The following is a 23,687-nucleotide window of genomic DNA, read 5'->3' as shown; positions in this document are numbered from 1 at the left end:
CGCCTTGTCTGACAAGCGTTTTCAAGCCAAGCTGGGCAAACACCTATCTCATGACTACAAACCTTAAAAGAACTGTAGACAAAGTAAAAAGATACTTTGTCTACAGTCTGAAAGAACGTCCTATTCGGGCGTTCTTTTTTATTTAACGAAAATCGGTTTGTAAAGATGGAAGCTATTAGTATATACGTTTGATGCTTTTTACTTCGAGTTAGACATAGTGGAACCAATTAATCTCTCGTTTGAAACCTCGCATAATACACTGAAAGCCTCTTGGACATACACAAAAGAAACTCCGTTCCGATTTTTTGCTGTCGTGGCATACTGGTCGCACCAATACCTATCGTATTGCTATTGGCTATGAAAAATTACATGTGCTTGTATTACAGATGAAATAAACAGTGTTTGGCAGGATTAATTGGAACAGGAGATGTTGTGTATGTTTCAAATAATTTATAATAGATACAGTTCTATTTTTAGGTCGCAACTATTCAATGATACATACTACAAATTCATTTTGGAGGTGAAGTTCAATTGGATACGAAAAAAACATTGGATAAAATTTCAAATGAGTATCAGAAAATACTACGGAATAACTTAGTAGGTATTTACGTTCATGGATCAATTGCATTTGGCTGCTTTAATCCGAATAAAAGTGATATTGATTTTATTGTTGTTGTTGATGAATCCCCGTCACTTGAAGAAAAGATAGCATTAATCAATGTGTTATTGAAATTATCAAGTGAGTCACCTGCGAATGGTTTTGAAATGAGTGTTGTACTTTTAGACTCATGTCAAAATTTTGCTTATCCTACACCTTTCGTACTTCACTATTCAAAACTGCACATGCAGCAATGTTTGGCTGATATTACGTCATATAGTGAAATGATGAACGGAACAGATAAAGATTTAGCTGCCCATTTTACAGTTATTAAAAATGTTGGCCTCACTCTTTTTGGAAAGCCGATTGATGACGTATTTGGGGTTGTACCGGAAAATGATTATGTAGATAGCATACGATTCGATATCGCTAATGCGGAAAACGAGATTTTTGAGCGCCCAGTCTACATTATTCTTAATTTATGTCGTGTATATGCCTATAAGCATGATCGGTTAATTTTATCGAAAGAACAAGGTGGGATGTGGGGCATTCAAAATCTTGATCATAGATATAGTCCTATAATTTCAACAGCTTTAAGAAATTATAAAAAAAACGAAGAGTGTGCATTTGATGTTGAGCTATTAAAGGAGTTTAGTAGGTATATGTCTAAGTTGATTTTTAATTAAATATAAAATGTCTTGTAAATACAATTTAGTTATCGTTTGCTTATTGCAAGGCGACCAACGGCTTAGGAGGTTGTTGCTCTATTCACGACAAATTTAATACTTTAGAAAGTAAATATAAAAGCTTTATACTATTTGAATTATTGATATACTCGTGAAAGGAAAGGGTTTATACAACTCGTTTGGGTTATAAAGGGGGAGTGGCGATGGAAGTTCAAATTAAAGAGAGTAATGAATTGAAGTTAGTCGGGTTCCGAGTGATATGCGAAGGCGATCAATTTATTACTGAAATACCTAAAGCATCTTTGCGATTAAATGATCGTGTTGACGAAATTCAGCATGTTATCAATCCGGATGTTCAAATGGGTGCGTTTGTAGTGGAACCTGAAAATGCTGAGGCAGATGGATATTGGGTTTGTGTTGAAGTGGAGGAGTTTGAAAAGATTCCTGCTGATATGGTTGCTTTAACTGTGCCGGCGCAAAAGTATGCAGTTGTAAGGCACAGGGGGAGTAATTCGAAAATAATGGATCTATATGATGACTTGCATAAATGGATTGAAAATGAAAATTATAAAAGGCTAAAAAATAGATGGCATATTGAGAAGTATTATAGTTGGACAGATATAGAAAATGTAGATTTAGAACTATGGGATACAATTGAGTGACGTGTTGAATTGGAAGCACCAATATTGCCGCGAATAAATCCTGTTGCTTGAAATTTAATTTAACGGCAGGTTTTGCTTATGCTTTCTCGTTGAATATTTTGGTTTTGTAGATAAGAGGCAGTTTGAGGCAAGTAATTTATATAGTAGAAGTCCACGCTGAAGAAAAAGTATTAGCTGCAATTCAAAGAGTGATTATTCAAAAGAAGAAAGCTGTAAATGACCTTTTTGTAATAGGTAAGTAAAAACCTCATTTATAAACTACTGCTTGCAAATAAAAGAAACCATTTGACTGCCGTAATCGTTTATATGAATAGCGATTGCGGCAGTTCCATTCTTACGCATACAGCCACACTTGACTAAATCTGTATACGAAAAAAATTGATCGGCAAACAAAGTGTTGTGTATCTAATAAACTCAGCAAATTGAAGTGGGTTTCTACAAAGCAAGTATTGTTTTTGAAGTTGAAATAGAACCTTATTATATAATAGTAAGAATGCTGTCAAATAACCTATAGAAATGAATACATTTTTAGTTGTAAAAAGGGATATGGTATAGTGAACATAAATTAGTGAAATCTCCACATTATAATGGAAGGAGAAGAAGTTACTTGAATGAACCTGAGTGCACATAGTGTAGTTGGGTGAAAGAGGGTGTAAGCACTGAAAAGGCGTAAATACGGCAGATTAATGAAGAGAGATAATGTAATTCTTTTTCCTGGTTCATTGGAAAGATTGCTTGATGAAGGTTTGGATGCTGTGGAGGATGGGGATTATGAACGTGCCATTAAAGCCTTTGAACAAGTTTATCGCTTCGATACTGACCATCAAAGCTACTTAGCACCATATGCGGTTGCTCTGTATGAGACGAAGGATTTTGTCAAGGCAAAAGAGATCGCGGAGAAGTTGTTGCAGAGCGGCACTGCGAATTATATAGATGCAATGGAATTATATCTTGCGATTAGTATTCAACTGCAATTGTACGATGAAGTGGAGATGGCAATTGATGCGCTGTTCGAAGAAGATGCCATTCCAGAAGAAATGGTGAATAAGTTTAACTATTTAAGGCAATTAAATCAAAGACTATCTGATCGCTATACACCTGATGAAACCCGTTTTCACCAAGAAACCTTCACATTGGAGGAGTTCCTTGAACAACCGGTTGAAATGCAGCAAAATATGCTTTCAACATTGGAAAGCGGAGACATAACATCTGCAATTCCCGTTATAGCGCAAATTGTTGAACAAGAAGAATTGCGACCGTTAGTTGTTACCTTTGCACTCGTATTACTTTATCAGGTAGAGTACGAGCAACCGGTAACCGTGAAAAAATTCGGCAGAGAGAAAACGGTAATCCCTTCGAAGATTGCTTTGCCAAATCAAGACGAACGAACTGCCGAAGTCCTCGATTTGTTAGGTGTGCAATTTGAAAAAGATCCTTCCATGTTGCAATTAGCAATTGAAGCTGTACAAAAGTATGGTATTTTAGATTACCCTTTTTCGTGGGATGGCTATTCGACAGAAGAGGTTGCAAAAGCATATGCACAATACATACATAGCATGTTTTCGGGGAATCAAATTGAATGTAATGACCTGTGTACATTCATCCGACATATCGATCAAGAAACGGACCGGTGAGAATTCGTAAATCTGTTGAAAGATCGAAAGACTATGATATACTGTAATGGTTGTAAATGACGTATACACGTGCGAAAATATATTGTTGATAATGATTCGGAGGTTTTTACATGTCAGTCAAATGGGAAAAAGAAGAAGGCAATAAAGGGATATTAACAGTAACAGTGCCAGCAGAGAAAGTCGATGCTGCACTTGATGAAGCGTTCAAAAAAGTGGTGAAACAAGTTCAAGCACCTGGGTTCCGCAAAGGAAAAATGCCACGCAAAATGTTTGAAAGAATGTACGGTGTAGAAGCGCTTTATAATGATGCGCTTGACATTATTCTTCCAGAAGTTTACAGCAATGCGCTTGACGAAGCAGAAGTAGAGCCAATTGCACAGCCTGAAATCGATGTAGAGCAAATGGAAAAAGGAAAAGAACTTATTTTCAAAGCTCATATTCAATTGAAGCCTGAAGTGAAATTGGGCGACTACAAAGGTCTTGAAGTGAAACGTCAAGAAACTGAAGTAACAGATGAAGAAATCGAAGAGCAATTAAAAGACCGCCAGCAAGCTTTTGCTGAAATGGTCGTTAAAGAAGACGGCGCAGTCGAAAATGGCGATACTGTCAACTTGGATTTCGAAGGATTTGTTGATGGAGAAGCATTCGAAGGCGGAAAAGCAGAAGGCTATGATCTTGAAATCGGATCGAACTCTTTCATCCCTGGTTTCGAAGAGCAAATGGTAGGCATGAAAATGGGCGAAGAGAAAGATATCGAATTGACATTCCCTGAAGAATACCATGCTGCTGAATTAGCAGGTAAACCTGCAGTGTTCAAAGTGAAAGTAAATGAAATCAAATCAAAAGAAATTCCTGAACTTGACGATGAGCTTGCAAAAGAAATCGATGAAGAAGTGGAAAGCTTGGATGCACTTCGCAGCAAATTGAAAGAAAAAACTGCTGAAGAAAAGAAGGCTGCTTCTGAAACTGCATTGCGTGACGACTTAGTCGAAGCAGCAGCAAGAAATGCAGAAATGGACATTCCAGAAGTTATGGTTGATTCTGAAGTTGACCGTATGATGAATGACTTTGCACAACGTTTGCAAATGCAAGGCATGAACCTTGACCTTTACTTCCAATTCTCTGGTCAAGACGAAGATGCATTGCGCGCTCAAATGAGAGACGATGCACTTAGCCGTGTAAGAGTTTCCCTTACATTGGAAGCAATCGGTAAAGAAGAAAACATTGAAGTGACTGAAGAAGAGATCAACGAGGAGCTTCAAAAAATGTCTGAGCAATTCGGTATGGAAATCGATCAAATCAAGCAAACTTTAGGTGGCACACAAGTTCTTGAGAATGATCTTCGTTTCAACAAAACAGTTGAATTCTTAGTGGAAAACGCAAAAGTTACTGAATAATAGCAGATGAATACGACAAGGTACGGAAGACCGTACCTTGTTTTTCTTAACTAAAGTAAGCTGAATGAACATTATAGCTTTTAAATTTGATAAAATGAATATAAAGGTGTTTTGAATTCATTCCAAGATCTGTTATTCAACTTTACTTTCAGAATGTCCGACGAATGCTTTATAAAGTTTGAATTCAAAAAAAGAGTTCAATTTTAAATGGCTCCTATTCAAGTGTATGTTATTCACGAATATTCCGACAGTTGTAATAGGAATTGTTTCTGTTTTAAAGGAATTGCATAGAGGAGTTCCGAGGTATAATATAAATTGAATAGGTCATTCTTCTTGGGAGAGAGTTAATTCTAATTAGTTGATTAAAACGGGGGAATCTTGTAAGATTGTCACTTGAATAGGGGTGAGCTTGATGTTCAAATTTAATGATGAAAAAGATAACCTGAGTTGTTCTTTCTGTGGAAAAACCCAAGACCAGGTAAGAAAGCTTGTCGCTGGTCAAGGTGTATATATTTGTGATGAATGTGTAGAGTTATGTGCTGAGATCGTTGAAGAAGAGGTTGGCCTAGATGAGGATTTCGAGCTGAAAGATGTTCCAAAGCCACGTGAAATCCAAAGTATTTTGGATGAATATATCATCGGGCAGGATCGAGCGAAAAAATCTTTAGCAGTAGCTGTTTATAACCATTACAAACGTGTCAATACGAACAGTAAAATTGATGACGTGGAAATTTCAAAATCCAATATCGTCTTGATTGGGCCGACAGGTAGCGGTAAAACGTTGTTAGCGCAAACATTAGCTCGGATTTTGGATGTTCCATTCGCAATAGCGGACGCTACATCCCTTACTGAGGCTGGTTATGTCGGCGAAGATGTTGAAAACATCCTTTTGAAGCTGATACAAGCTGCGGATTTCGATATTGATCGCGCTGAAAGAGGCATCATTTATATCGACGAAATTGATAAAGTTGCCCGTAAATCCGAAAATGCATCCATTACTCGTGATGTGTCAGGTGAAGGCGTTCAACAAGCTTTATTAAAAATTCTTGAAGGTACGGTTGCGAGTGTGCCTCCGCAAGGCGGCCGCAAACACCCTCATCAGGAGTTCTTGCAAATTGATACAACGAACATTCTATTTATCGTCGGCGGGGCATTTGACGGCATCGAAGACATTATCAAACGCCGCACAGGCCAAAAGGTGATTGGCTTCGGTACGAACAATGAAACTGCAGACGCTGAAGAGGCGTTGCTATCAAAGTTGATCCCTGAAGATTTACAACGTTTCGGCCTTATTCCAGAGTTCATTGGTCGTTTGCCGGTAATTGCAACTTTGGAACCTTTAAGTGAAGAGACGCTTTATCAAATCCTAACGGTTCCTAAAAATGCGATCGTGAAACAATACCAAAAGATGGTAGGCATGGACGGTGTCAATCTACGTTTTGAAGAAGATGCACTCAATGAAATTGCGAAAGAGGCAATCGAACGTAAAACAGGTGCACGTGGTTTGCGTTCCATCATTGAAAATATCATGTTAGATATTATGTATGAACTCCCATCGCTTGAAGAAGTTACAGAATGCGTCATTACAAAAGATGCAGTTTTGAAAAAGGCAAGTCCATTGCTATATCGGGAAGATGGCTCACAGCTTGATCTCGATCAAGAGAAAAACACGGCATGATGCCTGCAGGAATAAAGCTGACGCCGAGGATGCGAACGTTTCGCTCGTCGGTTGTCAGCTTTTCTTAACTTATAGACCATGCTTGAATTGGACATACATAACATAATGGAGGTGACTTCCGCATGCAAAATAAAAAAACAAACATACCTTTATTGCCACTTCGCGGAATGTTAGTCTACCCGACAATGATTTTACATATTGACGTTGGAAGAGAGCGCTCCGTATTTGCAATTGAACATGCAATTGCACAAGATCATTTGATTTTCTTAGCGACTCAAAAGGATACAAGTATTGAAAACCCTGAAATGGATGATTTATACAAGGTAGGAATTATAGCTTCTGTAAAATCGATGACTCAACTTCCTAATGGAACGTATCGGGTTTTAATTGAAGGACTCGATCGGGCGAAATGGTCGAATTATGAAGAAGCAGATTTATATCCTGTTGTAGATGTCCAAAAAATGTCCGACAATGAAGAGTTGGATGCGGAAAGCGAGGCCCTTATGAGGACTTTGCTTACGTATTTCAAAAAGTATTCCAAGATTTCAAAACGGGTTTCTAAAGAAACGTATGATTCCGTTGCATCTATCACTGAGCCGGGAAGATTAGCCGATATGGTTGCATCTCATTTGCCGCTGAAGCTGTCGGCTAAACAAGAAGTTCTTGAAATGACGAACGTTAAAGAACGTCTGGAATGGCTAATTAGCCGTCTTTACAATGAGCAGGAAGTTTTGAACTTAGAGCGCAAAATTAATGAGCGGGTCAAAGAAGCGATGGAGAGAACGCAAAAAGAGTTCTATCTCCGTGAGCAGATGAAAGCGATTCAAACTGAATTAGGAGATAAAGACGGTAAAGGTTTAGAGGTTGCAGAGCTTACCGCGCGAATTGAAGAAGCGAATATGCCTGAAGGTGTAAAAGAGGTTGCGCTGCGGGAATTAGATCGCTATGAAAAAGTGCCATCTGCTTCTGCAGAAAGCGGTGTAATTAGAAATTATATTGATTGGCTTGTTTCGTTGCCTTGGGCTGTAGCATCCAAAGATCATTTGGATATTAAACGATCAGAAAAGATTTTAAACCGTGATCATGAAGGTTTGGAAACCGTTAAAGAGCGTATTTTAGAATACTTGTCGGTAAGACAATTGACAAACTCATTGCGCGGTCCAATCCTTTGCTTGGACGGACCGCCAGGTGTCGGTAAAACTTCATTGGCAAAATCGATTGCTGAATCTTTAGGTAGAAAGTTTGTCCGAATCTCTTTAGGTGGCGTACGTGATGAATCGGAAATTCGTGGACATCGCCGTACTTATGTAGGAGCGATGCCGGGAAGAATCATTCAAGGAATGAAAAAAGCAGGAAAAATCAACCCTGTTTTCCTTTTGGATGAGATCGATAAAATGTCCAATGATTTTAGAGGAGATCCTTCTTCAGCGATGTTAGAAGTGTTGGATCCAGAACAAAATAGTACATTCAGTGATCATTATATCGAGGAGCCGTACGACTTATCGAATGTTCTGTTCATTGCAACATCCAACGATCTAAGTTCGATACCGGGGCCATTGCGTGACCGTATGGAAATTATCAATATTGCGGGATATACAGAGCTTGAAAAACAGGCAATTGCCAAAAACCATTTAATACCGAAACAACTGAAAGAACACGGCTTAACGAAAGCGCAAGTCCGTTTTCAAGACGAAGCGATCATGAGCGTAGTGCGTCATTATACGCGAGAAGCCGGCGTCAGGGGGTTAGAACGGGAAATCGCCCGCATTTGCCGGAAAGCTGCAAAGCTTATTGTAACAGGAGAGCAAAAGAGCATTACAGTTAGCCCGCGTACAATTGAAAGCCTATTGGGCAAAAAGAAATTCCGATATGGACAAGCAGAAGAAAACAATCAAATCGGCGTCGCAACAGGTCTTGCCTACACTGCAGTTGGCGGCGATACTTTGCAAATAGAGGTTTCATTATCACCGGGGAAGGGAAAACTTATCTTGACCGGCAAATTAGGCGATGTCATGAAAGAATCCGCACAGACAGCGTTATCCTATGTCCGATCAAAAGCAGGTGATTTCGGAATTGACGCTGATTTTTATGAATCGAATGATATTCATATCCATGTTCCCGAAGGAGCAGTGCCAAAAGACGGTCCTTCCGCTGGGGTGACAATTGCGACTGCATTGGTATCTGCATTGACGAAACGCCCAATTCGCCGAGAAGTCGGCATGACTGGTGAGATTACGCTTCGTGGCAGAGTATTGCCAATTGGCGGAGTGAAAGAGAAGACGTTAAGTGCACACCGTGCAGGCTTGACAACGATCATTTTACCGATCGATAATGAACGAGATATTGAAGAAATACCAGAAAGTGTGCGTAACGAGTTGACTTTCAGGTTCGTTTCTGACGCGGAAGAGGTCATTTCGATCGCGATAGAGGGGGCTTTAAAGTGAAAGTCAATCACGCGGAAATTGTAATAAGCGCAGTGAAACCGGAGCAATATCCAGAGGATGGATTTCCGGAATTTGCGTTAGCAGGTCGTTCGAATGTCGGAAAATCATCTTTCATCAATAAAATGATTGGCCGGAAAAGCTTAGCAAGAACTTCTTCTAAACCCGGAAAAACGCAAACATTGAATTTTTATAAAATCGAAGAACAGCTCTTTTTTGTCGATGTACCAGGGTATGGCTATGCAAAAGTTTCCAAGTCGGAACGTGAAGCTTGGGGCAAAATGATCGAGCGGTATTTGACTGGCAGAGAACAATTAAAAGCTGTCCTGTTAATTGTCGATTTGCGTCACCCTCCAACAGAGGACGATTGCATGATGTATGATTTCTTAGGGCATTATAATATCCCAACGATTGTCGTAGCGACAAAAGCGGATAAGATCCCAAAAGGCAAATGGGAAAAGCATAAAAAAATAGTCCGGGAAGAATTGCAAATGCGTGCGGGAGATCCACTTGTCCTTTTTTCATCAGAGAAAGGTATCGGGATGGAAGAAGCATGGCGTGAAATAGAAAGTCGAATGTAACAATGAAATGTCCGGATGGGTAACCCCTCATCCGGACCATTTTTTTATCTGTCTTTTAAATGCATATTGACTATTATATAATTTTCTTTATCTAATAATAATTATTCTAAAAATCGTCCGCAAACCCTATAAATTCAAATGTTGTTCACATTATAAACTTAAATTCGGCAGGAAAGTATGTTATAATTATGACCAGAAATAAGAACGTGAGAGGTGTGAACACCTAATGCATACAATCGTAGTCGGTGTCAACTATAGAACTGCACCGGTTGAAATTAGGGAAAAATTATCATTTGTAGAAGCTGAATTGCCAAAAGCGATGCAAATGCTGCAATCTGAAAAAAGTATATTAGAAAATATTGTCATATCGACTTGCAATCGTACAGAGCTTTACGCCGTTGCTGACCAACTCCACACAGGGCGGTATTATGTTAAGCGTTTCTTAGCGAATTGGTTCGGCATGTCCATTGAAGAATTATCGCCTCATTTGATCATTTATGAGAACGACGAAGCGATTGAACATTTGATGAGAGTGACAGCTGGGATCGATTCGATGGTATTAGGAGAGACACAAATCTTAGGGCAAGTCCGGGATAGCTTCTTGAAGGCTCAAGAAATCGGTACAACAGGAACAGTTTTCAATGAACTGTTCAAAAAATCGATTACACTTGCAAAACGCGGCCATTCAGAAACAGCTATTGGCGAGAATGCGGTTTCTGTTTCATATGCTGCAGTCGAATTAGGCAAAAAAATCTTCGGCAGTTTAAACAATAAGCATGTGGCGATTTTAGGTGCAGGGAAGATGGGCGAACTTGCTATTAAAAACTTGCGTGGCAGTGGAGCGAAAAAAGTGACGGTCATTAACCGTACTTTTGAAAAGGCAGCTGAAATGGCTGATCGTTTCGGCGGAGTGGCCAAGCCTATGCAAGAATTACAATGCACCCTTTTAGAGGCGGATATATTAATTAGCTCGACAGGGGCGAAAGATTTCGTCATCGATTATGAATTAATGCAATTCGTAGAAAAACTAAGGAAAGGCAAACCACTTTTCATGGTCGATATCGCAGTACCGCGCGATTTAGATCCGAAAATTGGTGAACTTCCAAATGTTTTCCTGTATGATATCGATGATTTACAAGGAATTGTAGAAGCCAACTTGGCAGAACGCAAGCGGGCGGCGGATGAAATCGGCGTAATGATCGAACAAGAAGTAGCCGAGTTTAAGGAATGGATTGCAACACTTGGCGTTGTTCCTGTAATATCCGCTTTGCGTGAAAAAGCACTTTCCATTCAGCAAGAAACAATGGAAAGCATCGAAAACAAAATGCCGAATTTGACGGCCCGTGAAAAGAAATTGCTTAACAAACATACGAAATCGATTGTCAACCAAATGTTGAAAGATCCAATTCTCCAAGCGAAAGAATTGGCATTGGATCCACAAGCAAGTGAAAAAATGGCTTTGTTTAAGCAGATTTTCGGATTGGAACAAATTTCTATGCAAGAAGAAGTTGAGAAAACTGAAAAGCAACATTCGGTAAATGACAAAAAAATTACGTATGAGCCTGACTATCAATTTTAAGCCATATCGCTTTATGGTAAAGCTGGAAAGGCAGAGAATGCATCATGGCGGAAATGACTATGGCAAGATTTCATGAAGTGATGCTTGTTTTATACGCGGTGAGCCTCGTCTTTTATTTCATCGATTATTTAAATAAAGACCGGGTTGCTCACCGCAGTGCCTTTTGGATTCTGCTGGTCGTCTATTTGATGCAAAGTGGATTCTTAATTGCTCAAGTAATTGAAATGAAAAGGTTTCCCGTCCTCTCCCTTTATGAGGGCATTTATTTTTATGCCTGGCTTCTCATATCGTTGTCTATGATTCTCCAGGCGTTTTACAGAGTCGGTTTTGCTGTTTTCTTTTTAAATGTAATCGGCTTTATTTTTATGACAATCCATACATTTACACCATCACAAGCTGGCCAGACGACGATCGAGCATTCACTCATTTCAGAACTGCTCTTTATCCATATTACATTTGCTATCCTCTCCTATGCGGCATTTGCAATGTCTTTCGTTTTTGCAGTATTATATTTGCTCGTTTATAACATGCTGAAAAACAAAAAATGGACGAGTCGTTTTACGAGACTGCCCTCTTTGCAACAATCGATGGTGGGGATGAAAGTATCCATCTATATCGGCATTCCTGTATTGCTGATCAGCCTCATTTTAGGGACGCAATGGGCAAATATCGTTTTGGATAAGTGGTCCATTTTAGATGTAAAAATTATTGGATCTTTTTTCTTAATTATTATTTATAGTTTCGTATTATTTCTACAGCGAAGTGGCAGACTGTCGGTGAATGATTTTGCATGGGCGAATATTTTTTCATTTCTATTTATCATTATCAATTTCTTCTTGGGCAGCAAGCTATCGCAATTTCATTTTTGGATGTAACAGTAATGAGCAAATAATATTCTTTTGAAATTTGCTTTTGGCAGCATATGGGTGATAAAAAACGCCGACGTTTATATGTGAGGATGCCGTAGCGCAATTGGTTGAAAGGAAGAGTTTAATGAGAAAAATAATTGTAGGTTCCAGAAGAAGTAAATTGGCGCTGACGCAAACGAATTGGTTCATCGATCAAATGAAGGCTGCGGGAGCGCCATTTGAATTTGAAGTAAAAGAGATTGTCACAAAAGGCGATAAGATTTTGGACGTCATGCTTTCCAAAGTGGGAGGAAAGGGACTGTTCGTAAAAGAAATTCAGCAGGCCCTGTTTGATAAAGAAATTGATTTTGCTGTACATAGCATGAAGGATATGCCGGCTGTTTTGCCTGAAGGCCTTACGATTGGTTGCATTCCTAAGCGTGTAGATGCGCGTGATGCCTTTATTTCCAACGGACATGTCAAGTTTATGGATTTGCCTGTCGGCGCAGTGGTTGGGACGTCCAGCCTCCGAAGAAGTTCGCAATTACTGTTGTTGCGCCCGGACTTGGAAATTAAATGGATCCGAGGCAATATCGATACACGTTTGAAAAAAATGCAAGATGGTGAATACGATGCAATTCTTCTTGCTGCAGCCGGCTTGAAAAGGATGGGTTGGAGTGATGACGTCGTAACGGAATATATGTCGATTGAAGATTGCATTCCTGCTGTCGGTCAGGGAGCTCTATCGATTGAGTGCCGAAGCGATGATGAGGAGCTGTTGTCCGAACTTCAAAAACTGAATGATGAAGAGACACGTAAAGCTGTTGAAGCAGAGCGCACCTTCTTATCCGAAATGGACGGTTCATGCCAAGTTCCAATTGCTGGATATGCTGCATACGAAGGCGATAAGCTCGAAATGACAGGTTTTATTGCTTCTCCTGATGCAAAGCAAATCTTTAAGAAAACATTCAGCGGCACTGATCCAATTGAAATTGGCCGAACAATTGCGAATGCGTTACGTGCCGAAGGAGCTGCCGAAGTGATCGAGAAAGTGAAGGCGGAAATGGATGCGTGATAGAGGTCCGCTTTTCGGAGAGACGGTTTTATTTACAGGAACCCCTAAATCTCCTGAAGTTTTCAACTTAGTTAAGCAATACGGCGGAACGCCAATCTCTTTGCCGCTAATTCAAGTTGCTGAAATTGAAGAGGCTGATGATGAACGGAAAATGAACGAATGCTCTCATTTTGATTGGTTAATTTTCACCAGTCAGAGTGCAGTGGAAGCATTTCGGGCAAAGATGCTCCGTTTCGGCTTTTCTGCCGATTTAATCCATTCAAAAATCGCAGCGGTCGGTACAAAAACTGCGGCGGCTTTAGAGAAAATCGGTTTTAACGTATCATTTATTCCGACTGTATTTAGTGCGGACACATTCGTAAAGCAATTTCAGCCTGAAACAAATAGGCAATTGAATGTGCTTTTCTTACGCGGCAATTTGGCTGGAAGTTTGATCAAGGAAGAATTGCCTTTCCATGTAGTTGAATGGACTGTTTACAAAACTGAAAAGCAATTATCTTCGATTGGAAAAATTTTAAATATATTGGATGAAGCAACAAGCGTTAACATACTGTTTGCAAGTCCGTCGGCAGTCCACATATTTGCGGAAACAATTGCTGCTAGTAGGGGATGGGAAGGATTTACGATTTGTGCAATCGGACATGTTACCGAACAAGCGCTTATCGAAGCAGGTGCCCCTCGAGTTGATGTTAAACCCGAAACATATACACTTATTGACCTCGTTGATGCATTGGCGAGACGAAAGGAAGGATTATGATGAACGAGATGCAATTTCGCCGCAATCGCCGGTTGCGTAATTCAAATACATTGCGTGCAATGGTAAGGGAAACCTCTTTGCATAAAGAGGATTTTATCTATCCGATTTTTGTCATTGAAGGCGAGAACATTAAAAACGAAATTAATTCAATGCCGGGTATTCACCAATTTTCGTTGGATCGACTTATGGAAGAAGTGGATGAAGTTGTTGCATTAGGCATTCCATCTGTTATTTTATTCGGCATTCCTGAAGAGAAAGATGCTAAAGGAACTGGCGCATATGATGATGAAGGGATTGTCCAAAAAGCAACGCGATTAATTAAAGAAAAATACCCGCAATTAGTCGTTATTGCAGATACGTGCCTATGTGAATATACAGATCATGGGCATTGTGGAATTGTTCACGGGGAAAAAGTACTTAATGATCCATCCCTCGACTTGTTGGCAAAAACGGCTGTCAGCCAAGCGAAAGCTGGAGCAGACATTATCGCGCCATCCAATATGATGGATGGATTCGTCATTGCAATTAGACAAGCGTTGGATGCGGCAGGCTTTGAAGATATTCCGATTATGTCATACGCGGTCAAATATGCATCTGCATATTACGGACCGTTCCGTGATGCTGCGGACTCAGCACCTCAGTTCGGCGATCGAAAAACATATCAGATGGATCCTGCTAACCGTTTGGAAGCACTTCGGGAAGCGGATTCCGATGTTAACGAAGGTGCGGATTTCATTATCGTAAAACCTGCCTTATCTTATTTGGATATTATGAGAGATGTAAAAAACAATGTGCTATTGCCAGTTGTTGCTTATAATGTAAGCGGAGAATATTCAATGGTAAAAGCTGCTGCTCAAAATGGCTGGGTAGATGAGAAACAAATTGTTTTAGAAACATTGATAAGTATGAAACGTGCGGGCGCAGACCTCATCATGACATACCATGCCAAAGATGCTGCACGTTGGCTGGAGGAGAAATGAAATGGCAAAAAGCTACGAAAAATCGAAAGCTGCTTTTGCGGAAGCAGTAAAGTTACTACCAGGTGGTGTGAATTCACCTGTCCGTGCATTCAAATCGGTCAATATGGATCCGATTTTCATGGAAAGCGGTAAAGGCCCAATGATTCGTGATATCGATGGCAATGAATACATCGATTATGTCCTTTCGTGGGGTCCCCTCATTTTAGGGCATACGAATGATCAAGTGGTGGAGGCCATTAAAAAGGTAGCTGAAACAGGAACAAGCTTCGGTGCACCAACTTTATTGGAAAATGAATTAGCGGAAATCGTCATTGATCGGGTACCGTCCATCGAAGTTGTTCGGATGGTATCTTCTGGTACAGAGGCGACGATGAGTGCGTTGCGTTTAGCACGCGGATATACGGGCCGAAATAAAATCTTGAAGTTTGAAGGATGCTACCATGGCCACGGAGATTCATTGCTCATTAAAGCTGGATCTGGCGTTGCTACGCTTGGTTTGCCTGACAGCCCTGGTGTCCCAGAGGGCATCGCGAAAAATACGATTACGGTCGCTTACAATGATCTTGAAAGTGTAAAAGTGGCGTTCGATCAATTCGGCGATGATATCGCTGGAGTGATCGTAGAGCCGGTTGCGGGTAATATGGGCGTTGTTCCTCCGGAGCCAGGTTTCCTTGAAGGGCTTCGTGAATTGACGGAGAAAAATGGTTCATTACTTATTTTCGATGAAGTAATGACCGGTTTCCGTGTAGACTATAATTGTGCACAAGGCTATTTTGGCATTACGCCTGATTTAACTTGCCTTGGGAAAGTAATCGGCGGCGGACTGCCTGTCGGCGCTTACGGAGGCAAACGTGAAATTATGGAGCAGATCGCTCCGGCGGGAACAGTATACCAAGCAGGCACTTTGTCTGGTAACCCACTTGCGATGACAGCAGGCATTGAAACTTTAAAGCAATTGACACCTGACTCCTATAAATATTTCATGAAATTGGGCGACCAATTGGAGGCCGGATTCAGAGAAGCAGCTTCAAAATACAATATCCCACACACTGTCAACCGTGCAGGATCAATGATCGGATTCTTCTTTACGAACGAAAAAGTATTTAATTACGATCAAGCAAAAACAGCAGACCTTAACTTGTTTGCAGAATATTACCGTTTGATGGCTGACGAAGGCATTTTCTTACCGCCATCCCAATTTGAAGGCATGTTCTTATCGACTGCGCACACTGAAGAGCATATCACAAAAACAGTGGCTGCTTTCCATAAAGTATTTGAGCAGTTGTCAAGATAATTTACTTTGAAACACCTTTTCCTCTTTTGTGTTGAGGAAAAGGTGTTTTTATAATGACATTGATTCGATCAAATGAGTTTTTAATTGACCTTGATGGTGAAGATAGGAACTACGCCAGTAAACCACCATTTATATGGGCTTTTCCTCTGAAATTGACTTTGGCGCATTCTATTCACAATTGTCTATGCATATCATAGCAAATGAATGATTATGGGAGGGAGACAGTTGAAGAATATAGAGTGGAAAATGGAGGAGGTTTTTTATTTTCCTCCTGAGATAGGATTGCCAAAGCACACGGACACGATAAGGGTAAAAGCTGGTTTTACGGAAAAGCGATCAGAAGAGGCTGTGCGTTTGACAGGCATTTACCATATCGCTGCAAAAATTGATTTTGAAGAAGGTCAGCGTGCGGAGGATTTATCGGATTCATATGTTTATATCGATGATGTAGAGTTAGATGGACAAAAAGGATACTTTGAATATGCGGTGCCGCTCCATGTCGATTTGCCTGCAGAAGTTCAGGCCCCACTGCAATTGACCGCAAAAGATGTGAAGACAACGATCGATGATCAGGGAGCTTTTAAAATTGTATGGAATGTCAACTGTTCCTATGTCGATGGGAGGGAAGATAAGCTAGTAGAGAAGACAGAAAAGAAAACAGTAGCACAGCAAGAAGTCGAACCTCAAGCTAAAGACACATCTCAACAGGAGATTGAGCTGAAGAACAAATTGACTGCCAAAGAAAAGAGTGAGCCGGAGGACAAAGTAACCGTTAGAGAAAAGAATGAGCCTAAGGTTAATGCCACCGCAAAAATAGAGACAGAGACGAAAGAAAAAGCCGTTGCCAAACAAGTAAGCGCACGAAAAGAAGAATCTGTCACTAAGCAAGAAAGCGATGCAAAAGAAACCGCTGTTGCACAACCGACCTCAGAAACCGAAAATAAGGCAGATACAACAGAGGTAATGAGTAATCATTCGGAACAAGCTGAAACTAAAAAAGAAACGGCTGTCAATAAGACGAAACCGAATGAAGAGGTAGCCAATTTGACAGTACTGGATGCTGAAAAAGGAGCTGAACAGCCGATTGCTGCTGGAACTTCAAATGCTCCAACAGTTAACGTGGTCGCAATGCATGACAGCAGTTCATACGGCGACTATGACGATATGCTGTCATACATTGCGGGGTTGCCTGATGAATGGAGTACGACGTCATTCCGTTCAAATGATGTTTTTGTACAGTAAAAATGCAAGGCCGCATAGAAGGCAAAGCAGTAAAAAGTCTCCGGTCGTCGGCACGAACAATAGCCGAATGAGCTGAAAAACGGCGATTGGTATAATAATGTTTTTGCAATAAAATCTTGTTTTTCGGAGCCACGGTGGCAATAAATATGGGTTATAGCCTTTTCTCATATTCCCATCCTTTCATATAGATAGTGTACTTGACGGTAACCTTACTCGTCATATACAATATGGATAACTGTATAATGATGCATTGATCGGGATAGTAAGCAACATCTTTTATTCAAGAGAGGGCGCCAATGGTGGAAGGTGCCTATAAAAGATTTGCCGAACGTCACCCGGGAGCAGTTTCCGTGAACAAATAGTAGCGGAAGCCGGTTAGAAGCCGTTATTTGTGATTGAGGTGCGTGGCTTTTCCATGCACGAATAAAGGTGGTACCACGAACAACTCCTTCGTCCTTTTAGGCGAACGGAGTTTTTTTATTTTCACCGTTCATTCACAAAACAACGTCTTATGAAAAAGGAGGAATTCAGATGTCAACAGAAAACATTTCGATGCCGACAAAGTACGATCCGAAGTCAATCGAAGCAGGCCGCTACGAATGGTGGCTCAAAGGTGAGTTTTTTAAAGCGCAGCCTGAAAGTGGCAAAGAGCCGTATACGATCGTCATTCCGCCACCGAACGTAACAGGTAAACTCCACTTAGGCCATGCCTGGGACACGGCCTTGCAAGATATTCTCATTCGAATGAAAAGAATGCAAGGCTACGATGCTCTTTGGCTGCCGGGTATGGACCATGCAGGGATTGCTACTCAAGCGAAAGTTGAAGAAAAGCTCCGTGCAGATGGCAAAACGCGCTACGACTTAGGCCGCGAAAAATTCCTTGAAGAAACATGGAAATGGAAAGAGGAATATGCTAGCCATATTCGCGCACAATGGTCTAAATTAGGGCTATCGCTCGACTATTCTCGTGAACGTTTTACATTAGATGAGGGGCTGTCAAAAGCAGTTCGTGAAGTGTTCGTTAAATTGTATGAAAAAGGGATCATTTATCGCGGCGAATACATCATTAACTGGGATCCGGCAACAAAAACGGCAATTTCCGATATTGAAGTTATCCATAAAGATGTTCAGGGTGCATTCTATCATATGCGTTACCCACTATCTGACGGAACGGGTAGCATTGAAATCGCGACAACTCGCCCCGAAACAATGTTAGGCGATACGGCTGTTGCTGTTCATCCAGAAGATGAGCGTTACAAACATCTCATTGGAAAAATGGTGAAGTTGCCGATTGTTGGTCGAGAAATCCCGATCGTTGCTGATGACTACGTAGATATGGAATTCGGAAGTGGGGCTGTTAAAATTACGCCTGCACATGACCCGAACGACTTTGAAATAGGTAACCGCCATAATCTTCCACGCGTTTTAGTGATGCATGAAGATGGCACAATGAATGAACGTGCTGGCAAATATGAAGGGATGGACCGCTTTGAGTGCAGGAAAGCAATCGTTAAAGATTTGCAGGATATGGGTGTATTATTTAAAATTGAAGATCATTTACATTCCGTAGGTCATTCAGAGCGTAGTGGGGCTGTTGTCGAGCCATACTTATCCACGCAATGGTTCGTAAAAATGGCACCTCTTGCAGAACAAGCGATTAAGCTTCAGGAGACTGATGAAAAAGTCAATTTTGTACCGGAACGATTTGAAAAGACCTACTTAACTTGGATGGAAAATATTCATGATTGGTGTATTTCACGTCAATTATGGTGGGGCCATCGCATTCCGGCTTGGTATCATAAAGAGACTGGCGAAATTTACGTTGGCCACGAGGCACCTGAAGATGCCGAAAATTATCATCAAGACGAAGATGTATTGGATACATGGTTCTCCTCTGCATTATGGCCGTTTTCTACGATGGGCTGGCCGGATGTCGACAATGAAGAATTTAAACGCTATTATCCAACAGACGCTTTAGTGACAGGATATGACATCATTTTCTTCTGGGTGTCTCGCATGATTTTCCAAGGACTTGAATTCACGGGGAAACGTCCATTTGATGATGTTTTAATCCACGGACTTGTACGTGCGGAAGATGGACGTAAAATGTCAAAATCACTTGGCAATGGTGTAGACCCAATGGATGTCATCGATCAATACGGCGCAGATGCCTTGCGTTATTTCTTAACGACAGGCTCATCTCCTGGTCAAGATTTGCGTTATTCTACTGAAAAAGTGGAAGCAGTTTGGAACTTTGCAAATAAAATATGGAATGCGTCCCGTTTCGCTTTAATGAATATGGATGGCATGACATATGACGAAATCGATTTGTCAGGCGAAAAATCCGTAGCGGATGCTTGGATTTTAACTCGATTAAATGAAACGATTGAGCAAGTAACGAAGCTTGCTGACAAATATGAGTTTGGTGAAGTTGGACGCACATTGTACAATTTCATTTGGGATGATTTCTGCGACTGGTATATAGAAATGGCGAAATTGCCATTGTACGGCGATGACGAAGCTGCGAAAAAGACGACTCGTTCCGTACTTGCATATGTATTGGACAACACGATGCGTTTATTGCACCCAATGATGCCATTCATTACAGAAGAAATATGGCAAAACATCCCGCATGATGGCGAATCGATAACGGTAGCAAAATGGCCTGTAGCAGATCCTGCTTTGACAGATGAAGCGAAGGCTTCCAACATGAAGCTATTGGTCGATTTAATTCATGCAGTCCGCAATATACGAGCGGAAGTGAATACACCGATGAGCAAAAAGGTATCGCTTTACATCGCTGCAAAAGACGAAGCGACAGTTAACGTGTTGGAAACCAACCGTAATTATATTGAGCGCTTCTGTAATCCGGAAACACTTGAAATCGGAGTTGCGATTACACCACCAGGAAAGTCGATGTCGGCAGTCATTACAGGAGCTGAGCTATTTTTGCCGCTTGAAGGATTGTTGAATATTGATGAAGAAATCGAACGTTTGAAAAAAGAATTGGCGAAATGGGAAGGCGAAGTGAAACGGGTTCAAGGGAAGTTGTCAAATGAAAGTTTCGTTTCAAAAGCTCCAGAAGCTGTTGTAGCTGAAGAACGCGCGAAAGAAAAGGATTATTTAGAGAAAAAGGCGGCTGTTGAACGCCGTATTGAAGAGCTTCAAGAAATTTAAAGACTATAAAATCCCTGTCATTGCGACAGGGATTTTTGTATATACTGGATCAGCTTTTCAGCAATTGAAAAATCATGCGTTTTGTAAAGTGATCTTGCACCAACGGGATCTTCGATTTCATTCAACACCCATCTGCCGTCCGGAAGCAGAAGAAAGTCAATACCGATATAATCGCTTTTCAATGCTTTAGCGATCGTTTGCACTTGACGAACTTGCCATTCAGAAAGAGAATACTTTTCGATTGAGCCGCCTAAAGTATAATTTGATTTGAATGAATCATTCCCTTTCCGTTTTACAGCGCCTACAACATCGTTACCAATCATGAAAACACGAACGTCTTGGGCGTTTGACTCAATATATGGCTGACAAATTGCTGTTTTATCATGAAAAGCTGTGAAAAATTCATCCGCTTGTTCTTGCGTGTGACAAAGGAAAACTTCGTTGCCGCCATGGCCGTTCACTGTTTTTAGAACGACCGGATAGCCATGTATATTTGCAGTGGATAAAATTTTTTTACTTGGGATCGTTGGGATCCCTAATATTGTTGACAATTCATATGTTCTCAATTTATTGTTCGCAATGGCATTCACTTCAGATCGATTCACAACTCTAAAACCTTCAGACTCCCATCTCTTGGAAAGGGAAGAATTACGATCGCGAAATAGGATAAAATCTGCATCACGATCAGGTTCTTTGCCTTCGACAAGTAAACGGAGCGTTATGTCTGCTTTCTTGGCGCATTTGTACATTTCATCAATGAAGCCGGAATTACGTTCCGCTTCATACGCTGTGTAATAAAGATAGCCTTTCATGATAACTTACCTATAATATATTCAATCATTTTGTCCGCGACGTTTATGCCCGTCACATTATAAATATTTCGTATATGTGCTGCGGCATTTACTTCACATAATAGGGGTCGATCATCTTCTCCGAAAAGCAAATCCACTCCCGCAAACTCAGCACCGACCGCAGCTGCTGCTTGTATGGCCAAATCCTTCTGCTCCTCTGTCAGTTCGATGACAGTAGCTGTACCGCCATTCGTAATATTGGCACGGAAATCCGTCTCAGAAGCACGGTGCATCGCCGCCACAATTTCTCCGCCGACGATGTTTACGCGAATGTCTCTTCCTTTACTCGTTTCAATATATTGCTGGAAGACATAATCAACGCCTCTTAACTCGTCCACTTTATTGTAGAATTGTTCTTCGGTTTCAATCAAATAGACTTTCATGCCGAAAGAACCGTGTCCTTCTTTTATGATTAGAGGAAGGGATAACGTATCCAGTACTCTTTCGTAATAGCCGGATTGTGCAATTGTAAATGCGGGATATACTTTTGGAGCAATGATCGTCTTTGGCATTCGAATGCCATTTTTAGCTAATTGTATATATTGCTTCGCTTTATTATCGCAAGTTTCGATCACCTCTGGATCATTAAATACAGGGATTCCTTCGTTTTTTAAAAACGTTGCCAATAAAATATCTTTATCTAAAAAAACGACGAAATCCGGACGTTCTTCTAATCCGCTTTGTACATCCATAAGTACTTCATAATTTTTTTTAATGAATGCACGTAAACCCGCACGTTCAGCTGCTTCAGCCAGCAGCTCCGCCTGATCCCGGAATTTGTCGCTCGTCAAGCTGCCGTTATAAATGACCCAACAATCTTTCATCCGTATCCCTCCCGCCATGATATAATTACCTAAGCTGATTTTAACATAAGGAGTGGACATTTTGATTCCTAAATTGAATGACTATAAAGAGCGCTTTCAAATAGATAGTGTTAGTGTAATAAAACCTGGTTTGGATAGCATGCGAAAGGCTTTGGAAAAGGCGGGTAACCCGGAAAAGGATCTTCGCATCATCCACGTTGCTGGCACAAACGGCAAAGGCTCAACAATTGCTTTCATGGAAGCGATGTTGAAAGAGCATGGGTATAAAACAGGTGTTTTTTCTTCTCCTGCGTTGTATGATGTGCACGACCAAATACGCTTCGATGGTAGACCTATTCGCCAGGAGGAAATGGAGCGTTCTTTTGAAAAGATGAAAGAGGCGGGGGTAAGTGGACTATTAACTGATTTCGAATTGCTGACAGTGGCTGCTTTCGTAGCATTTGAGCGCAATAAACCGGATTATGTATTGTTAGAATGTGGAATGGGCGGTACTTTGGATAGTACAAATGTCGTTACGCCAATTGTTTCAGTTATTACTACAATCGCAAAGGATCATGAATCGTTTTTAGGTAATACGATTCGTGAAATTGCAAAGCATAAAGCTGGAATAATAAAAGAGACTGTTCCTGTAATTGCAGGAGAATTGCCGAGGGAGGCAGAAGAGGTTATAAGAAAGAAAGCATTTTTGGAACAAAGTAATTTGCTGTTGTATGGCACAGATTTTAAAATGTGCATGGATGAAACGGAAATATTCAGTGGTAGCAGGCAAATACCTTTGCAAAATAGAAGGATGAAGGGCCCGCATCAAGGGATGAATTGTGCGGTTGCAATTCAAGCATTGCTGTCGGCAAATGTTCCGCTACAAAACGATAAAATTGTGAAAGCAGTTGAACAGGCGCAATTGCCTTTCCGCTTTCAAGAAGTCGCGCCGAATATCTTTTTGGATGGTGCACATAATCCTGCAGCGGCAAAAGTATTAGCAGAGACAATTCGGAAAGAATTTCCTGGCGAAAAAGTGGATTTTGTCATTGGAATGCTATCAACTAAAGATATAAGAGCTACATTGGATGAACTGATTCCAGTGGCTTCATCATTTACTTTTTTACCATTTTCTCATCCTTCAGCAGCTTCAACGGAAATGCTATTAGCTTGCTGTAATCATCCAGTGAAAAGAGCGGAAATATCAAATGATGAAACTATCATCCTAAAAACAATCAACGGAAAGAAGAAAATAGTTGCAGGTTCACTATATCTTTTAGCTGGACTTTTGAACCATACTCATATAAGATTAGAATTATAGGAAAATTGGGCATTGGAAGTAGTTCCATTTTAACCCACCTTATAAGCTACCTTTAAAACGAATAGAGTACATAACATTTCGTT

General features: G+C 40.7%; 18 protein-coding genes and 1 other annotated feature. Of the genes, 16 read left to right on the top strand and 2 right to left on the bottom strand.

Annotation, left to right across the window (positions count from 1 at the left end; genetic code table 11):
- Positions 1 to 531 precede the first annotated feature (531 nt).
- From WFH04_RS13005 to WFH04_RS12935, 15 genes are all read left to right on the top strand, one after another.
- Entirely contained in the window at positions 532 to 1,284 is a 753-nt protein-coding gene (locus WFH04_RS13005; protein WP_336824485.1) for an aminoglycoside adenylyltransferase domain-containing protein, read from the top strand.
- A gap of 203 nt (positions 1,285 to 1,487) precedes the next feature.
- Positions 1,488 to 1,946 (top strand): GyrI-like domain-containing protein, encoded by a 459-nt coding sequence (locus tag WFH04_RS13000; protein ID WP_336824484.1) that lies wholly within the window; start codon positions 1,488 to 1,490, stop codon positions 1,944 to 1,946.
- Positions 1,947 to 2,632: 686 nt separating this feature from the next.
- Entirely contained in the window at positions 2,633 to 3,580 is a 948-nt protein-coding gene (locus tag WFH04_RS12995) for a DUF3196 family protein (RefSeq protein ID WP_336824483.1), read from the top strand.
- A 110-nt stretch (positions 3,581 to 3,690) separates the two neighbouring features.
- Complete coding sequence (gene tig, locus WFH04_RS12990) at positions 3,691 to 4,977, top strand: trigger factor (protein ID WP_336824482.1); 1,287 nt, start codon at positions 3,691 to 3,693, stop codon at positions 4,975 to 4,977.
- 412 nt (positions 4,978 to 5,389) lie between these two features.
- Entirely contained in the window at positions 5,390 to 6,655 is a 1,266-nt protein-coding gene (clpX, locus tag WFH04_RS12985; RefSeq protein WP_336824481.1) for an ATP-dependent protease ATP-binding subunit ClpX, read from the top strand.
- A gap of 122 nt (positions 6,656 to 6,777) precedes the next feature.
- Positions 6,778 to 9,099, top strand: a complete 2,322-nt coding sequence (gene lon, locus WFH04_RS12980) for an endopeptidase La (protein ID WP_336824480.1) — start codon at positions 6,778 to 6,780, stop codon at positions 9,097 to 9,099.
- The gene (gene yihA, locus WFH04_RS12975; RefSeq protein ID WP_336824479.1) at positions 9,096 to 9,677 is read left to right on the top strand and encodes a ribosome biogenesis GTP-binding protein YihA/YsxC; all 582 of its coding nucleotides are present in this window, start codon (positions 9,096 to 9,098) and stop codon (positions 9,675 to 9,677) included. Before lon ends, yihA begins: the two co-directional genes overlap by 4 nt.
- Before the next feature lie 226 nt (positions 9,678 to 9,903).
- Complete coding sequence (gene hemA, locus WFH04_RS12970) at positions 9,904 to 11,256, top strand: glutamyl-tRNA reductase (RefSeq protein WP_336824478.1); 1,353 nt, start codon at positions 9,904 to 9,906, stop codon at positions 11,254 to 11,256.
- Positions 11,257 to 11,300: 44 nt separating this feature from the next.
- Complete coding sequence (locus WFH04_RS12965; RefSeq protein ID WP_336824477.1) at positions 11,301 to 12,131, top strand: cytochrome C assembly family protein; 831 nt, start codon at positions 11,301 to 11,303, stop codon at positions 12,129 to 12,131.
- A gap of 118 nt (positions 12,132 to 12,249) precedes the next feature.
- The gene (hemC, locus tag WFH04_RS12960; RefSeq protein ID WP_336824476.1) at positions 12,250 to 13,179 is read left to right on the top strand and encodes a hydroxymethylbilane synthase; all 930 of its coding nucleotides are present in this window, start codon (positions 12,250 to 12,252) and stop codon (positions 13,177 to 13,179) included.
- A complete protein-coding gene (locus WFH04_RS12955) occupies positions 13,172 to 13,936 on the top strand; it encodes a uroporphyrinogen-III synthase (RefSeq protein ID WP_336824475.1) in 765 nt (254 codons plus the stop codon). Before hemC ends, WFH04_RS12955 begins: the two co-directional genes overlap by 8 nt.
- On the top strand, positions 13,936 to 14,916 hold the full coding sequence (hemB, locus tag WFH04_RS12950) for a porphobilinogen synthase (RefSeq protein ID WP_336824474.1): 981 nt from the start codon (positions 13,936 to 13,938) through the stop codon (positions 14,914 to 14,916). The genes WFH04_RS12955 and hemB overlap by 1 nt, the downstream gene beginning before the upstream one ends.
- Before the next feature lies 1 nt (position 14,917).
- Entirely contained in the window at positions 14,918 to 16,210 is a 1,293-nt protein-coding gene (gene hemL / locus WFH04_RS12945) for a glutamate-1-semialdehyde 2,1-aminomutase (protein ID WP_336824473.1), read from the top strand.
- 225 nt (positions 16,211 to 16,435) lie between these two features.
- Complete coding sequence (locus WFH04_RS12940; RefSeq protein WP_336824472.1) at positions 16,436 to 17,452, top strand: cell envelope integrity TolA family protein; 1,017 nt, start codon at positions 16,436 to 16,438, stop codon at positions 17,450 to 17,452.
- A gap of 241 nt (positions 17,453 to 17,693) precedes the next feature.
- Positions 17,694 to 17,913 (top strand) — a binding site (T-box leader).
- A 70-nt stretch (positions 17,914 to 17,983) separates the two neighbouring features.
- Positions 17,984 to 20,629, top strand: a complete 2,646-nt coding sequence (locus tag WFH04_RS12935; RefSeq protein WP_336824471.1) for a valine--tRNA ligase — start codon at positions 17,984 to 17,986, stop codon at positions 20,627 to 20,629.
- A 17-nt stretch (positions 20,630 to 20,646) separates the two neighbouring features.
- Here WFH04_RS12935 and WFH04_RS12930 read toward each other — a convergent pair whose 3' ends face one another.
- Positions 20,647 to 21,441, bottom strand: coding sequence for an ATP-grasp domain-containing protein (locus WFH04_RS12930; protein WP_336824470.1), 795 nt, complete (start codon positions 21,439 to 21,441; stop codon positions 20,647 to 20,649).
- Positions 21,438 to 22,304, bottom strand: coding sequence for an ATP-grasp domain-containing protein (locus WFH04_RS12925; RefSeq protein WP_336824469.1), 867 nt, complete (start codon positions 22,302 to 22,304; stop codon positions 21,438 to 21,440). Before WFH04_RS12925 ends, WFH04_RS12930 begins: the two co-directional genes overlap by 4 nt.
- Positions 22,305 to 22,365: 61 nt before the next feature.
- On the opposite strand from WFH04_RS12925, the gene WFH04_RS12920 reads away from it, so the two are divergent.
- Positions 22,366 to 23,604, top strand: coding sequence for a bifunctional folylpolyglutamate synthase/dihydrofolate synthase (locus WFH04_RS12920; protein ID WP_336824468.1), 1,239 nt, complete (start codon positions 22,366 to 22,368; stop codon positions 23,602 to 23,604).
- Positions 23,605 to 23,687 lie beyond the last annotated feature (83 nt).

The organism is Sporosarcina sp. USHLN248, from assembly GCF_037144575.1.
GTDB lineage: Bacteria > Bacillota > Bacilli > Bacillales_A > Planococcaceae > Sporosarcina > Sporosarcina contaminans.
This window is presented reverse-complemented; position numbering and strand designations above follow the sequence as displayed.